This is a genomic window from Bacillus chungangensis (assembly GCF_030812995.1).
GTDB lineage: Bacteria > Bacillota > Bacilli > Bacillales > Bacillaceae_C > Bacillus_CF > Bacillus_CF chungangensis.
In genome coordinates this window covers 17,555-33,909 of the sequence record NZ_JAUSTT010000004.1, presented here as the reverse complement: position 1 = coordinate 33,909, position 16,355 = coordinate 17,555, and the positions used below count along the sequence as shown (strand labels likewise).

The 16,355-nt window shown below is 36.9% G+C and carries 14 protein-coding genes; 12 read left to right on the top strand and 2 right to left on the bottom strand.

The genetic code is table 11. The features are described 5' to 3' along the window. Window positions 1–225: 225 nt before the first annotated feature. Both J2S08_RS04375 and J2S08_RS04370 read left to right on the top strand, forming a co-directional pair. On the top strand, window positions 226–555 hold the full coding sequence (locus J2S08_RS04375) for an ArsR/SmtB family transcription factor (protein WP_307227027.1): 330 nt from the start codon (window positions 226–228) through the stop codon (window positions 553–555). 22 nt (window positions 556–577) lie between these two features. Then, a complete protein-coding gene (locus J2S08_RS04370) occupies window positions 578–1,873 on the top strand; it encodes an arsenic transporter (RefSeq protein WP_307227025.1) in 1,296 nt (431 codons plus the stop codon). A 292-nt stretch (window positions 1,874–2,165) separates the two neighbouring features. Here J2S08_RS04370 and J2S08_RS04365 read toward each other — a convergent pair whose 3' ends face one another. After that, complete coding sequence (locus J2S08_RS04365; protein ID WP_307227023.1) at window positions 2,166–2,351, bottom strand: YjfB family protein; 186 nt, start codon at window positions 2,349–2,351, stop codon at window positions 2,166–2,168. A gap of 386 nt (window positions 2,352–2,737) precedes the next feature. Between J2S08_RS04365 and J2S08_RS04360 the strand changes: the two genes are divergently transcribed. The 8 genes from J2S08_RS04360 (at window position 2,738) to J2S08_RS04325 (ending at window position 12,259) form a co-directional block, all read left to right on the top strand. After that, window positions 2,738–3,871, top strand: a complete 1,134-nt coding sequence (locus J2S08_RS04360) for an ABC transporter ATP-binding protein (protein ID WP_307227328.1) — start codon at window positions 2,738–2,740, stop codon at window positions 3,869–3,871. After that, window positions 3,868–4,779 carry a carbohydrate ABC transporter permease gene (locus J2S08_RS04355; RefSeq protein WP_307227021.1) on the top strand — a complete coding sequence of 304 codons (912 nt, stop codon included), beginning with the start codon at window positions 3,868–3,870 and terminating at the stop codon, window positions 4,777–4,779. The genes J2S08_RS04360 and J2S08_RS04355 overlap by 4 nt, the downstream gene beginning before the upstream one ends. Further along, entirely contained in the window at window positions 4,776–5,588 is an 813-nt protein-coding gene (locus J2S08_RS04350) for a carbohydrate ABC transporter permease (protein WP_307227019.1), read from the top strand. The genes J2S08_RS04355 and J2S08_RS04350 overlap by 4 nt, the downstream gene beginning before the upstream one ends. Before the next feature lie 75 nt (window positions 5,589–5,663). After that, window positions 5,664–6,959 (top strand): ABC transporter substrate-binding protein, encoded by a 1,296-nt coding sequence (locus J2S08_RS04345; RefSeq protein ID WP_307227326.1) that lies wholly within the window; start codon window positions 5,664–5,666, stop codon window positions 6,957–6,959. Between the two features lie 506 nt (window positions 6,960–7,465). After that, window positions 7,466–8,503, top strand: coding sequence for an ABC transporter substrate-binding protein (locus J2S08_RS04340; RefSeq protein WP_307227017.1), 1,038 nt, complete (start codon window positions 7,466–7,468; stop codon window positions 8,501–8,503). Between the two features lie 21 nt (window positions 8,504–8,524). Beyond that, window positions 8,525–9,652: an ABC transporter ATP-binding protein gene (locus J2S08_RS04335; RefSeq protein ID WP_307227015.1), complete on the top strand. Its 1,128-nt coding sequence runs from the start codon at window positions 8,525–8,527 to the stop codon at window positions 9,650–9,652. After that, a complete protein-coding gene (locus J2S08_RS04330; RefSeq protein ID WP_307227013.1) occupies window positions 9,649–11,349 on the top strand; it encodes an ABC transporter permease in 1,701 nt (566 codons plus the stop codon). Before J2S08_RS04335 ends, J2S08_RS04330 begins: the two co-directional genes overlap by 4 nt. A gap of 85 nt (window positions 11,350–11,434) precedes the next feature. Next, a complete protein-coding gene (locus J2S08_RS04325) occupies window positions 11,435–12,259 on the top strand; it encodes an HAD-IIA family hydrolase (RefSeq protein ID WP_307227011.1) in 825 nt (274 codons plus the stop codon). Here the strand turns inward: J2S08_RS04325 and J2S08_RS04320 are convergent. Further along, complete coding sequence (locus J2S08_RS04320; protein ID WP_307227009.1) at window positions 12,216–12,785, bottom strand: glycerol-3-phosphate responsive antiterminator; 570 nt, start codon at window positions 12,783–12,785, stop codon at window positions 12,216–12,218. The genes J2S08_RS04325 and J2S08_RS04320 overlap by 44 nt on opposite strands. Before the next feature lie 269 nt (window positions 12,786–13,054). On the opposite strand from J2S08_RS04320, the gene J2S08_RS04315 reads away from it, so the two are divergent. Both J2S08_RS04315 and serC read left to right on the top strand, forming a co-directional pair. Beyond that, window positions 13,055–14,710: a glycerol-3-phosphate dehydrogenase/oxidase gene (locus J2S08_RS04315; protein ID WP_307227007.1), complete on the top strand. Its 1,656-nt coding sequence runs from the start codon at window positions 13,055–13,057 to the stop codon at window positions 14,708–14,710. Window positions 14,711–15,265: 555 nt separating this feature from the next. Beyond that, window positions 15,266–16,348 carry a 3-phosphoserine/phosphohydroxythreonine transaminase gene (gene serC, locus J2S08_RS04310; protein ID WP_307227005.1) on the top strand — a complete coding sequence of 361 codons (1,083 nt, stop codon included), beginning with the start codon at window positions 15,266–15,268 and terminating at the stop codon, window positions 16,346–16,348. The last annotated feature ends 7 nt before the right edge of the window (window positions 16,349–16,355 follow it).

The following is a 16,355-nucleotide window of genomic DNA, read 5'->3' as shown; positions in this document are numbered from 1 at the left end:
TAATTCCACATTACTGTAATCTCTTTTGCAGACCATTTGGGCTCCATTCCTCTCTTCTTCGTCTAACAATATTCATATAAGGAATTGATTATATAATCATATCGTTATATAATATTTCTATATTTAAAACAACTTTGAAATAATTTACTTGTTTCTGATATGTTATAATGAGAAAGATGCTTTTATATATAAGAATTTCATTATATGAAGAGGTGATTGTATTTGTTGGCATTTAGCAATGTAGAACGGTTTTTAAAAGCTGTTGGCGAGGAAACTCGATTAAAAATTATTTCATATTTAACCTTTGATTCTTTTTGTGTTTGTGAGTTGGTTGAACTTCTTCAGATGAGTCAACCATCGGTGAGTCAGCATTTAAGAAAGTTAAAGCAAGCTGAGATTATTTTAGAAGATAGAAGAGGAAAATGGGTTTTTTATTCACTTAACAAAAATCATCAATTATTTCCAGTCCTGCTCCATTTAGTGAGTACGCTACCTTCTTTAAATAATGATATAGGTACACTCGTCATTGACGGGAAAAGAATCCTATGTGAGTAATCAAGGATCGGGAGGGATTCTCATGTTTGTTTATTTCGCTATATTCATTTTTTTAGTGACTTTAGTTGTTGTTATATGGCAGCCGAAAGGATTATCCATAGGATGGTCTGCTTGTGGTGGAGCATTATTGGCACTCGCAGTAGGTGTTGTTTCATTGCAGGATGTAATTGATGTAACAGGGATTGTATGGAATGCTACATTGACTTTCGTTGCCCTTATAATTATCTCATTGATATTAGATGAAATTGGGTTCTTTGAATGGGCGGCATTGCATATGGCTCGATTTGCCAATGGAAATGGATTGAAAATGTTCTTCTTAGTAACCATTTTAGGAGCGATTGTCGCAGCTTTATTTGCAAATGATGGAGCGGCTCTTATTTTAACACCGATCGTTCTAGCTATGGTTCGGGCTTTAAATTTTAATGAAAAAACGATCTTGCCCTTTATCATGGCATCAGGATTTATTGCAGACACTACCTCTCTGCCGTTAATAGTAAGCAATTTAGTAAATATCGTTTCTGCAGATTTTTTTCAAATTGGATTTGTTGAGTACGCTTCTCGAATGATCATACCTAATCTATTTAGCTTAGTAACGAGTATGATTGTGCTTTACATCATGTTTCGTAAAAACATACCGAAGCAATATGACTCAACCCAATTGAAAAATCCGAAAGAAGCAATAAAAGATTTGTCCATGTTTCATCTGTCATGGGGTGTTCTTGCTGTTTTATTAATTGGTTATTTTGTCAGTGAGTTTGTTTTTATTCCTGTTTCTTTTATAGCAGGAGCAGTAGCTATACTTTTTTTGTTGATTGCACGTCGAAGCACTGTAGTAGAAACGAAGGCCGTCTTAAAAGGAGCACCTTGGGCGATCGTCTTCTTCTCGATTGGAATGTACGTTGTTGTTTATGGACTAAGGAATGTCGGCTTGACAAGTTTACTAGCTGATATCATACAAGCAGCAGCTGATAAAGGACTGTTTTTGGCTACAATTGGAATGGGTTTTATCGCTGCGATTCTCTCTTCTGTGATGAACAATATGCCAACCGTCATGATTGATGCATTAGCAATTGCTGATACAAATACAACGGATGTATTACGAGAAGCACTAATTTATGCAAACGTCATCGGTTCGGATTTAGGGCCAAAAATCACACCGATTGGTTCTTTAGCCACCCTTCTTTGGCTGCACGTTTTAAATACAAAAGGGGTTAAAATATCATGGGGCTACTATTTTAAAGTAGGGATTATCCTGACAATACCTACCCTTTTTGTTACATTAGTTGGCTTATATTTATGGCTGCAGTTCATTCATTAATAAGAAGGGAAACGAAAATACTCTCACACTGCTTTCCCTTTACATGCAATATGCTTTGTTTATTATACTAATAAACATTTCTATACTAGGGATGATTATCATATGGAACTATACAACTAGTTTTTGTTCGTATATTTACAGCTTTAAGAGGAATGCTGTTTGGAAGTACTAATAATGGTTTTTATTCATAATTGGACATAAGCGATTTTAGTTGCGGTTGTATATTGCTTGGGAAATATAGGATGAAAAGCACAATGACCGATGTTTCGGCATGTGCTTTTTCTACGTTCCATTAAATGCTTATATCAATTGTTTTCCCAGATGTGGGATGTGGAGCAGGGGCTGAAGCATCAAGCATGTTGATTAGGTCGTTTTGCTGTGCTTGCGCCATATCCATAAATTTTTTCGTTAAGGCAATCCCCATACTTTGTTGTAATTGTACTTGTTTCATACCTATCGACAGCGCTGCAATATCCAAAAGTAGTTCCTCCTTTTCTTATGGATATTTTCAAATAAAGCAGGAAAGTATAATAATAGTTTAACATAATGTACGTGTTTTTCATTAGAAGTTAATAGCCCAAAGTTTGCTTATATGTTATAGGCAAGTTTTGGGTTTTTTAACGGGAAGGAGAACTGTTTTTTAAAATAAAACACTGTTAGTATGCTGAATATTTTAAACAGAGGGTGGCATTTGCCTTGCATTGCGAATATGAATATCAACGAAAAGGTTGATTTTTACAATGTAAAAAGGATGTAAATATATTGTTAAAAACTTATGTATGTTATTGGATTAATTTACTAAATATAGTATTTTTGTAAAGGTATAGATCATTCGAAAATTGGATGAAAGAAGGAATGTTACTAGTGAAAAGGGTGGAATTGATCAAAATATCAAAGTCTTACGATAAAAAAGCGATGGTCATTTCTGACATCAGTGTCAATATTGCGCCTGGTGAATTTTTTGTATTAGTTGGTCCGTCAGGATGTGGAAAAAGCACAATGCTTAGAATGATTGCAGGTCTTGAGGAAATCACAGAGGGAATATTAAAAATTGGAGATAAGGAAGCGAATTTATTACCGCCAAGTAAACGGGATATCTCCATGGTTTTTCAAAATTATGCGTTATATCCTCATCTTTCTGTAGAAGAAAACATTGTTTTTGGTTTGCATGTCAAAAAAATTGCAAAGGAAGAGCGAAAAAAAAGATGTATGGATGTTGCCGAAATGCTCGATTTAACAAATTTTTTAAAAAGAAAGCCTAGAGAGCTTTCAGGAGGTCAAAGGCAAAGGACAGCTCTAGCGAGAGCTATTGTTAACCAAGCGCCTATTTGCTTGATGGATGAACCATTGTCTAATTTAGATGCAAAGTTACGAGCCCGTATGCGATCTGAAATTAGACAAATTCAAAGGCAACTAAGGATGACGATGATTTACGTTACCCATGATCAGGTGGAAGCAATGACAATGGCAGATCGGATGATGATCTTGCATGACGGTAAGGTTCAACAGATTGGAAATCCAATGGATATTTATAATAAGCCTGCAAATCTATTTGTCGCAACATTTATTGGCTCTCCGCCTATGAATATATCAGAATGTCAAGTTAATAAAGATTGTAGAGAAATGATTATTAGCAGCGAAATGAAGATGACGTACTCGCTTGAAGAGATGGAAGGACTTGAATCGGGTCGGTATTTTATCGGCATTCGCCCAGAACATTTGAAACGTCCAACATTGGAAAATGAAATGAAAAACAAAATGAATGTAAAAATTATTAATGTAGAGATATTAGGGAATGAAACCATTTTTTCTTTTTATGTTAGGGACTTAGTGTGGACGGCAAAATGGAATGGCCAATGGCAAATACAAATAGGAGATGTCATTCCTATTGTTCTCGTTGAAGAATCGATTTGTTTATTTGATTATAAGACGCAGCAAATCTTAAAAACTTCATCTAATCTGGAACGGCGCGTTTTAGAGAAAGAGGTGCTGTCATGATGTTTGCAAATCAACCTCAAAGATGGCGTTTGTGGAAAAAAACGTTAAATGCTAGGACTGCACTTTTATATTTGCTGCCTTCTATTATCCTTTTTACAGTATTTGTTTTTTATCCGATGTTTCGAACGATTTATTTAAGCTTTTTTTTAACTGATCAGCAAGGAACAGCATCTCTTTTTGTTGGATTTGAAAATTATATTGATTTGTGGGAGTTAGAAAGTTTTCGTAAAAGTTTAAAATCTACGCTTTTTTTCGTCCTTTTAACAGTTCCAGTTGGGGTTATCCTTGCTCTTTTCTTTGCACTTTTAGCAAATGAAAAAATAAGGGGGATTGGTTTTTTCAGAACGATCTATTCATCCACAATGGGAATATCTGTTGCCGCTTCATCAGTTGTATGGTTATTTTTATTTCACCCAAGTACGGGGGTATTTAATCGGATATTAAGTTTATTTGGAATGAAGGAAGTCATGTGGCTTCTTGATCCTAATTGGGCGTTGATTTCAGTATCCATTTCGACTATTTGGCTTAATCTAGGCTTCTCTTTCTTAATCCTTCTAGGCGGACTGCAGCATATTGATGAGTATTTATATGAAAGCGCGAAAATCGATGGAGCAGGTTATTGGTATCAATTAAGAAGAATCACGATTCCGATGCTGTCGCCAACGTTATTTTTTATTACGACTATTTCATTGATCAATGCTTTTCAAACGTTTGGACAAATTGATATTTTAACAAAAGGTGGACCATCTGAAGCGACGAATCTTATTGTGTATGCGATTTATCGAGAAGCATTTGTCAACTATCAATTTGGAACAGCGAGTGCCCAAGCAGTAGTTCTCTTTCTGTTCATTTTAATCGTGACCATTTTCCAATTTAAGCTCGGTGAAAAGAAGGTGCATTATCAATGAGAAACTTTCAGAAATTGTTTGTTTATTTTTTATTAATCTTGACAGCCTCGTTAACATTTTTCCCGATTTTTTATGCAAGTATGATTAGTTTTATGTCAGGGAGTGAGATTTTACAAGGAAAGTTCTTTCCGCAGTCATTTCATTTTCACAATTATGCAAAAGCTTTTAAGAGCTTGCCGCTAGTGAAATATTTAATCAATAGCTTTGTAGTTTCTGCCACGGTTATGATTGGACAATTGGTAGTGTGTAGTATGGCGGCTTATGCATTCGTTTTTATCCCATTTAAGGGACGGGATTTTATTTTTTTTCTCTTTGTCTCTACAATGATGATTCCTTGGGAAGCAACGATGATACCGAATTTTTTAACGATTCAAAAATTAAATTGGATCAATACGTATCAGGGGCTGACTGTCCCATTTTTTGCATTGGCCTTCGGAACATTCTTACTCCGTCAGCATTTTAAAACCATTCCAAAAGAGCTGCATGAAGCATCTCAAGTTGCTGGATTAAGTAAATTCCAATTTTTTATAAAAGTCATCTTGCCAATTTCAAAAACAAGCCTTATTACATTAGGTGCTTATAGTTTTCTAACAACTTGGAACATGTACCTATGGCCATTATTGGCAACAAATAACGATCAGGTTAGAACAGTTCAAATTGGGTTGAAGCAACTGCAATCACAAGAAGTTTCTACTGAATGGGGGGTGGTAATGGCGGGGGTCATTGTCGTAGTAATTCCAACTTTGTTGTTGCTATTCATTGGGCAAAAACAATTGCAGAGAGGATTAACAGAGGGTGCATTAAAATAAGAAGGGATGTGGAAAATCGTGAAGAAGGTTTTCAGATCAGTCTTTTTGCTTGCTATCGCGGCTAGTTTATTCATGATGTCCGCTTGCTCTAATAACGAAAAGGAAACAGATGCAAGCAATGAACATAAAAATACCAAAACAGAAATTATTTTTTGGCATGCGATGGCAGGAGCTACGCAAGAAGCAATGGAAGACCTCGTAAAAGAGTTTAATGAATCTCAAGATAAAATCGTTGTCAAACCTGAATTTCAGGGGTCATATGAAGAATTGCTGACAAAGTATCGGACAGTTGGAGGAACAAAGAATGCGCCTGCGATCATTCAAGTATTTGAAGTCGGTACGAAATATATGATTGATAGTGGTTATATTGAGCCGATTCAAAAGTTTATTGATGAGGATCAATATGACCTTTCACAGCTTGAAGAAAATATTCTCCAATATTATCGTGTTGATGATCAGCTTTATTCCATGCCATTTAACGCATCGACTCCTGTAATGCTTTATAATAAAGAGGCGTTTACGGAGGCTGGTTTAGATACTGAGAACCCTCCGGCAACTTTTCATGAAGTGAAAGAAACAGCGAAGAAGCTAACAAAGAAAAAAGGAGATGCTACAGAACGGTTTGGCTTTTCAATGTTAACATATGGATGGTTTTTTGAAGAATTAGTAGCAACGCAAGGCGGTTTATATGTGAATGAAGATAATGGACGTACTGGCGATGCCACGAAGGCTGTTTTTAACGGTGAGGAAGGGCTGCGGGTTTTTCAATGGTTAAATGAGATGAACAAAGCTGGCTCATTTGGCAATTTTGGTTCCAATTGGGATGATATAAGAGCTGCTTTCCAAACAGGCAAGACTGCCATGTACATGGACTCTTCAGCAGGAGTTGCAAATACGATTGAGACAGCACCCTTTGAGGTAGGTGTCGCTTTCATTCCCCATGCCGATGACCAAGAGAGAAATGGGGTCATTATTGGCGGGGCTTCTCTATGGATGTCAAAAGGGATCACAGAAAAAAAGCAACAAGCCGCTTATGAATTTATGAAGTATATCGCAAAACCTGAAAGTCAGGCAAAATGGCATGTACGTACTGGCTACTTTGCTATTAACCCAGCTGCTTACGAAGAGAAATTAGTTCAAGATATGTATAAAAAAATACCTCAATTACAAGTAACGGTAGAACAGCTTCAAGCAACGAAGCCTTCCGTTGCAACCCAGGGCGCTTTAATAGCTGTTTTTCCGGAGTCAAGACAGCAAATTGTAACAGCTTTAGAGGATTTGTATCAAGGAAAAGATCCACAAGAAGCATTGAACGAAGCTGCTGAAGGCACAGATCGTGCAATCAAACAAGTGAATCGCACAAAAAAATAAAGCGATATTATACTCATTTAGGAGTTTTTATTCTGCTTTCAACAGTACCCCCGCCTTTAGAGTTAGAGCGCAAGGTGGGGGATAATTAAACTCAATATCCGATAGATCCCCTGCAGGCTAAGAAAGCTTCTTAAATTGCATTTTTAGGAAGAAAAAGTGCGCTGCTCTTTCGGAGACGCCTCGTCCTTAGGTTTCGAACCTCTGTGAAGAGGATGAGGGAAAACCTCTATTGATATGAAGTGAGCAATTTTATTCATATGTTAAGTACAAAGACAGTAGTTGCTTCTTACCTTTAATCGAGAAAACCTGACCATTTTTAAGAAATGGCCTTGACTTTGTCAGATAATTTGATATGATTTTATTTGAATAAATATTTAGGTAGAGACTAAGAGAAGAAACCTAAAATGTAAACCCTTTCGCAAAGGGTTTATTTTGGGGATTCTTCTCTTTTTTGTTTTTTCTAATTATTTATCATAAACGGAATTATTTTATAAGGAGGACTATTCATGAAAAGAAGTTTTAAATTTGCATCCTTGCTTTTAGCTGCTTTTAGTATCGCCTTGTTGACAGCTTGTGCAGGCAAAGAAAGTGCAAAAGGCGAAGATGATGGTATTGGCAGAATTACCCTCTATTCACCTGAAACACCAGACATGTCTAAAGAATTGGCGCTCAAATTTGAGGAAATGCATGGTGGAAAGGTGGACTTGCAATATGCAGGCACCAATGTACTTGTTAATCGGATGCTAGCCGAAAGAGACAATGCTCAAGCCGATCTCTGGTATGGTGGTGGAGGAATTCTGCCATTTGAAGCTGCAGCTGATAAAGACATTATCACTTCGTACATTCCTGAAAGCGCAGACAAATGGGAAGTAGTCGAAGATGGGATTAAAGTGAAGCATCAAGATGGGAAGTATGTAGGCGTTGAGGTTTTTGTCCTAGGATTTGCCTATAATACCGAACTTGTAAGTAAAGAAGAGGCGCCTAAAACTTGGGAGGATCTCGTAGATGCAAAATGGGAAGGGAAAATACAATTCCCTAATCCGGCTGCATCAGGGACTGCCACTTTGATGGTTTTAAGCTATATGATGGAACATGGAGAAGAAAAGGGATGGGAATTCTTCGATAAGTTAGTTGAAAATGCGAATTCTATTCCTGATTCTGGTTCAGGACCAACGAAAGCAGCTTCTATGGGGGAGGCGCATGTTGCGATTGGTTTTGACTTCATGGCATATGAACAAAAAGCAAATGGTGAATCTGTTGATTTTGTCGTTCCTGAGAAAACCCCTATTTTAGTTAATCCTGTTTCATTAGTAAAAGATGGTCCAAATCCAGAAGGCGGGAAGAAATTTATTGATTTCTTATTGAGCAAGGAAGCACAGCAAATTCTTGCAGATTGGTACCATATTCCGATCAATCCAGATGTTGAATCAAAAACGCCATTAACAATTGAATCAGTAAAGCCTCATGCTGTTGATTTAGATATCGACTGGGTGAATGAAAATTATGATCGTATTAGAAATGAATGGAAGGATCGATATCAATAAGGAAGAGGAAGGTGTAGGGGAATGGGTTCAGTAAAAGTGGAGAATTTAACGAAAGAATTCTCAGGGGTAAAAGCACTTCATCATATTAACCTTGATATTAAAGAGGGCGAATTTTTCGCTCTCTTAGGTCCATCTGGATGTGGGAAGACAACAACAATGCGATGCATCGCAGGATTCGAACAGCCTACAACTGGAACGATTAAAATTGGAACGAACGTTGTAAATAATGTACTTCCGAATCAAAGGAACTGTGGAATGGTCTTTCAAAGCTATGCGTTATTTCCACATATGAACGTGTTTGACAATGTTGCATATAGCTTGAATATAAAAGATTTAAATGCTGGCCATTTCTTTAAAAAGCTGGCTGTTTATATGCGAATGATGAATAAAAAAATATCCAATTACCCAAAAAGAATTGAAGAAAAAGTAATGAAAATACTCCAATATGTAGAGTTAGATAAATATGCGGATCGTCTGACAAGTGAATTATCAGGCGGGCAGCAGCAGCGGGTAGCTTTGGCTCGCGCTCTTGTCATGGAGCCAGCTGTGCTTTTAATGGATGAGCCCTTATCGAATCTTGATCAAAAGCTGCGGCATTCGATGAGAAACACGATAAGAAAGATTCAACAGGATTTAAAAATTACAACCATTTTTGTTACTCATGATCAAGAAGAGGCGATGAGCATGGCTGATCGAGTTGCTGTCATGAAAAGCGGGGAAGTCGTTCAGATTGGCACGCCGACTGATTTATACAGTTATCCTACAACACCATTTATTGCAGATTTTGTTGGAACTTCGAATATTTTACCTGGCACTATTTCTGAAAAAACGGAAGAGGAAACCGTTATTCAAATTAATGGTCAGCGTATTAAATCTACTTATAAAACAGATAAAAAAGAAGTAAACGTCATTATTCGTCCAGAAAACATTGACATTGTTCGTTTCGATACTAGTATCACGGAAGAGCAAAATGTATTTACTGGGATCATTCGTGTTGCGACTTATCTTGGGGCAACAGTGAGGTATGAAGTCGAAATAGGCAGTCACCAACTATTCGTTGATACAACCTATGAATCTGGCAATCATATTTTACAAGCTGGGACAAAAGTAAAGCTAACTGTGCCATCTGAAAGGATGTTGCTCATATGAAGCAAAGAAAAAAGGGGTTTAATGGTTTAACGGTTATCAAAATATTATTATATTTGTTTTTTGGTTTATTTTTATTGCTTCCGCTTTTTTCTGTTTTTCTCGTTAGTTTTACTAGTCAACCTGTCAATCTTTTAGGTGCATTAACAAATCCCGAGATCTTGAGTTCAACGATTGATAAGTTTAAAGGGATTACGTTGGATAATTACAAAGCGATTTTTACGAATAAAGGCTATTTTAAAGGATTAATGAATAGTTTGTTATTAGCTTTGTCTGTTTCCGTCATTATTATTTTCATTTGTGTCCCTATTGCATATGGGATTGCAAGAACAAAAATGCCGTTTAAAAGAACAATTGGCGCACTATGCACGATTCCATTGATTGTACCTACATTTATTTCTTCCTATGCTTTTATTATTATGTTTGGAAGAGCTGGCTGGGTGACGCATATATATCAGGCGCTAGGTGGAGAGGGGCTGTTAATTAATCCTTATTCCATGACTGGCATCATACTCGTTCAAGTCTTTTTCTTCTTTCCTTATGCGCTTTGGCCAATGGTGGCAGCTTTTAAAGTAAGTGATATTACGCTTGAAGAAGCATCGTTGAATTTAGGGGCAAAAAACTGGCTGACCTTTGTCAGTGTTACTTTTCCACTGGCAATACCAGGCATCATCTCAACTGCGTTGATTATATTTTCTGTCAGTTTTTCCGATTTTGGTACACCGATTGTGTTAGCGCCGAAAGATTTAAATTTACTTGTCGTGGAAGCTTACCGAGAAATATCTGGATTTTTTAACTGGGCAGGAGCAGCTATACTAACAGTCATTATGATACTTGTTGCAGCTTTCTTTTTCTGGCTTCAGCATTTATTCATCAAAGGGAAAAATTACGGTTCAGTATCTGGAAAACCAAAACAACAGAAATTAAATGATCATAAAGTTGTAACACGTATGTTGGCAATTTATTCAGGAATCATCGTTTTAATTCCAATGTTGGCAATGGGATCGATTTTTTTACAATCGATAGCAACTACATGGGGAAAAGATCCGCTTCCAAATGGTTATACATTTAAACACTATCAAACTATTTTTACAACTTCTTTCGGCAATATTCAAAATAGTATTGTGTTGGCAATCGGGGCGCTTATCCTTAGTGTGATCATTGCAACATTTATCTCTTATTTTGTCGTCAGACAGAACGCTTCAAAGCTGGATTTTATGACATCGATTCCGCTTGTTGTTCCAGGAATTGCTTTAGGTATCGCACTTATTCAAACATTTAATACTGCACCTTTACAATTAACGGGCACAGCACTTATTTTAATTATTGCGTATACAATACGCCGACTGCCATATATGATCCGTTCAACAATGGGAACGATGAGAGCAATTAAACAAGATATCGAAGAAGCTGCGATTAATTTAGGGGCGACCCCTTTAACAGCAGCATTAACGGTTATCGGGCCTCTCATGCTGCCAGGCATTGCTGCTGGATCCATTTTAGTGTTTATCACGGTCATTAAAGAAACAAGCATTTCGATCCTATTAGCTCCAGCAGAATGGGCGCCAATGAGTTTAGCCATCTTTCAAAATATTTTACGAGGAGAATATTATAGTGCTGCCGCTATGTCGGTCATTCTTGTTATCTTGGTGTTAATTTTGCAAGCGGTTGCTAATCGTTTATCAAGAAAACAGCTTTAATCTATAGCAATAAATCAGAGAAAATTTGTATGTTTCAACATTTATTAAGATCACATTATTCTTATGATAATGGAGGCATAAATCGGTGAAAAAGGGCTTTATTTTTGATTTGGATGGGACGATATATTTAGAAGATCAGCTTATCGAAGGAGCTGCTGAAACAATTCAAACCTTGAAAAAACGAGGGGACAAAGTCGTTTTTTTAACAAATAAGTCAATCGCTACCCGCTCTGACTACTTAGAAAAACTTGGCCGAATGGGGATTGATGCATCCCTTAAAGAAATTGTAAATCCTAATTATATTACAGCTAAATATTTGCAGAAAAAAATGCAAGCAGGTGAATTTGCATTTGTGATTGGAGAAGAGGCGCTTTTCAAGGAATTGAGCGAAGAGCATATTGCAATGACAGATGATTATACGAAGGCTTCTTATGTCGTGATCGGCTGGGATCGGCAATTTACTTATGATAAACTAAATGCTGCTTATCAAGCATGGCGAAACAAAGCAGAAATCATTGCGACCAATCCTGATAGAACGTGTCCTATAAATGGCGGACAGATTCCTGATTGCGGCGCAATGATCGGAGCTTTAGAAGGAGCAACAGGTGCACCGATCGATACGATTATTGGAAAACCGTCCCGTATGATGGCAGACTTTGTTGTATCTGATCTCTTACAGCTTGACCCAGCAAATTGTTACATGGTCGGCGACCGCTTGGAGACTGATATACGCATGGGAAATGAAAATGGCTTCCATTCGGTATTAGTACTAACTGGAATCACAACTGAGCATATGCTTAATAAGGCAAAAGATAAGCCATGGATGGTACTGGAAAGCATCAATGACATTGTGCATATGTCATTATTTAAAGATCATAATTCCATAAAGAAGGATTGCCTGAAGAGATAGCTAATGCTCCTGCTTCAAGAGCATCAAGGATCTCTTGTTTATTGCTAATCAATCCACCTGCAATAATCGGCAAATTAATTTGATGTGTCAGTTGATCAATAATACTAGGCATCAAGCCTGGCAGTATTTCGACTGCGTCTGGTTTGCAAGAAAGAGACATTTCAATACCTTTTGAAATAGCATTTCTATCGATGAGAAAAATGCGTTGTACGGTCATTAATTTTTCTTCTTTTGCAAATTTAATTAAATTGCTTTTTGTTGTGATAATTCCAGTTGGTCTCCAAATTTGGGCGATATATTTGATTGCGCTTTTCGTATTGGAAAGGCCTTCAATAAAATCAATATGTATAAAGGTATAAATGTCTTTTTCTTTAAGGCGTTCTAAATATCCTTGCATATTAATTAAGTTTCCCGTTAATAGAAAAGCAATATTTGCTTTACTCGCAATGGCTTTATCAATATCGCTTTCTTTTTTAATAGAAGCAATGACTTGAGATTGAACCATATCTACAATGTTGTTATTCATATCGATTCTCCTTTAATATTCATTGTTATGTTAAAACTAGTTTAGCATAATGATTTGTTTTTTCATATATGATTCTCATTCTTAATTAAAAGGAGAAAAACCGTCATTTTTTTATATGAAAATAGCATACAATTAAAAAATCAATGCTATAATGATATTAAGTAAATATATCTGGTTAGAGAATTGGAGAGACCATATTACCTAATATTTCTACAGAGTATTAGGTAATTGTGGTCTCTTTTTTTATTTTTAAAATGGAGGGAAAAGAAATGACAGGAACTTTTTCTGCATTAGATCGTGACAACGTATTAACGCTTATGAGCGAAACACATTATGACTTGCTCGTTATTGGAGGAGGAATCACAGGTGCAGGCATTGCTTTAGATGCAGTAACTCGCGGCTTAAAGGTAGCACTAGTGGAAATGCAAGATTTTGCTGCTGGTACATCCAGCCGATCTACTAAACTTGTACACGGCGGTCTCCGCTATTTAAAACAATTTGAAATTCGTGAAGTCGCTGAACTTGGGAAAGAACGGGCAATTGTTTATGAGAATGGTCCGCATGTTACAACGCCTGAATGGATGCTATTGCCATTTCATAAGGGAGGAACCTTTGGAAAATGGTCAACATCTCTTGGACTCAAAATGTATGATTTTTTAGCTGGAGTAAAAAAGTCAGAACGGCGGACAATGCTTTCTCCTGAAGAGACAATCGCAAAGGAGCCATTGGTAAAAAAAGAAGGTTTAATGGGGGGTGGCTACTATGTAGAATATCGTACAGATGATGCTCGTTTAACGATTGAAGTAATCAAGGCGGCTGTTTCCTCTGGAGCTAATATCGTGAATTATGTCAAAGTAGAAGATTTTTTATATAAAGACAAACAGGTTATTGGTGCGAAGGTGCGGGATATGCTTACGAACGAAGAAAGAAACATTTATGCAAAAAAAGTCGTCAATGCTACTGGTCCATGGGTAGATAGAGTAAGGAAAAAAGATGCTGTAAATGATCGAAAGCAGCTTCGGTTAACGAAAGGAGTGCATCTTGTTATTGATCAATCTGTGTTCCCCCTCCATCAAGCTGTCTATTTTGATACACCGGACGGAAGGATGGTATTTGCAATCCCTCGTGATGGAAAAACATATGTTGGAACAACAGATACATTTTATGAGGAAGATCCAACGAATCCAAGAACAGATGTAAAGGATCGCGATTATATTATTCAAGCGATTCATTATATGTTTCCCGAAGTCCGGGTGAGTGCCGAGGATGTTGAATCTAGTTACGCAGGGGTCAGGCCATTAATATATGAAGAAGGAAAAGACCCTTCAGAAATTTCCCGAAAAGATGAAATATGGCGGGCAGAGAGCGGCTTGATCACAATTGCTGGCGGCAAGTTGACAGGATATCGAAAAATGGCTGAAACCGTTGTAGATCTCGTGTGTAAAGAACTAATACAGGTTAATCGCAATCTTTCTGTAAAACAATGTCAAACAAGGCAGCTGCCAATTTCGGGTGGGGACATTGGAGGAGCAGATCAATTTCCTAGTTTTATAACTAAAAAGACGAAGCAAGCTGTAGAAATAGGCTTGCCAGAAAAAGAAATGTATGAAATAGTTAAAAGATACGGTTCTAATATTGATACATTACTAAACTATGTTCCGAACGAATTGACAAAAGATGAACAGGAGCTGCCTCAGTTGTTATACGCTATGCTTCAATATGCGATTCATCATGAAATGGCTGTTACTCCTGTAGATTTTTTCCTGCGTAGAACAGGTGCACTCTTGTTTAATATTAAAATGGTGAAAAAATGGAAAAATTTAGTAGTGAACGAAATGGCGATGATATTAAAATGGTCACCTGAACAAATAAATGCCTATGAGGACGAACTAGAGAAAGAAATCAAAGCGGCACAACTTCTGTAAACAGTCTATTCAAATTTATCTCACATCTAATTAGCAGTAAACTTCACCTCAAGTGTAAGAGGAATCAGAAGTGCTATATGGGAGATAACTGAAAGTCAAATGTCCGATTGGTTCCGAGCAGACAGGTCAAGGAAAGCCTTTTGTTTCAGCTCGTACGAAGAAAAAGCGGTTTCTTTTTTCAAAGACGCTCGCGGCATTAGCCCTGTTCTACTTTTATTAGTGGGGATGAGAGAAAAATCCATTGTGGGAATTATCATCATCTTTATTTTTAATCAAGTGGGAGTGGTTCTCACTTGATTAAAAAAATGATTATGCACCATAAATATTATGTAAACTTATCGTTGTAAAATCATTTTTTCTTGAAAAATAGTTTGTGAAGGATAATACATTAATATAAACAAAGAAAGTGCTTTCATTTTTTAAAATTTTATGGCTTTAGCGAATCAACGTATTGACCCTATCATCCTAAGTAAGTTACAATTTAAAAAACTTCGAAAACTACAATGAACTTACCTATGAAGGAATATTTACTATTTTTTTAGGAGAGAGACAATCATGCATCGTGTATTTAATTTTTCATCTGGTCCATCTGCATTGCCATTACCTGTACTAGAAAAGGCGCAAAAAGAACTATGCAATTATCAACAAACAGGTATATCCGTGATGGAGATGAGCCATCGATCAAGCGCCTATCAAGAGATAATGGATGAAACAACATCCCTTTTAAAAGAATTAATGGAGATCCCCTACAATTATCAAATATTATTTTTGCCTGGAGGAGCTTCCTTGCAATTTTCGATGGTTCCTTTAAATCTGCTGCGTAAAAGTAAAAAAGCAGATTATATTCACACTGGATCTTGGTCGAAAAAAGCGATTGCAGAGGCGAAAAAATATGGAGAAATCCGTATTGCTGCTAGTTCTGACGAACAGCAATTTCGTGAAGTGCCAGTATTAAACAAGATGGTATTCGATGATGAAGCTGACTACGTACACATAACCGTTAATAATACCATCGAAGGAACTTGTTTTCATCAAATTCCCCATACAGGGAATGTTCCTCTTGTAGCGGATATGTCATCGAATATTTTGTCTACGTACTGTGATGTGTCTGCATTTGGTATTATTTATGCCGGGGCGCAGAAAAATTTAGGAACTGCTGGCGTCACGATCGTCCTTGTAAGAGAAGATTTAATTGGCAATGCAGCAAGTGATTGTCCTACGATGTTAGATTATCAAACACATTCGAAACATCGTTCGTTATACAATACACCACCATCATTTAGTATTTATATAACGAAGCTTGTGTTAGAGTGGCTAAAGGAAATGGGCGGCGTGTCCGCGATAGAATCTCTTAATAGAGAAAAAGCAAGACTGCTTTATACATTTTTAGATGAATCTAAGCTGTTTACTTCAAATGTGGCAAGGAATAGTCGATCGTTAATGAATATACCATTTACAACTGATTCCGATGATCTAAATCAAAAATTCATAGAAGAAGCGAAAGCAGCAGGGCTCGTCACATTGGGCGGCCACCGCTCTGTTGGCGGAATGCGAGCTAGCATCTATAATGCGATGCCGCTAGAAGGTGTGCAAGAGCTTGTAGCATTTATGAGCAATTTTGAGATGAACAATCGATGAGGGAGAG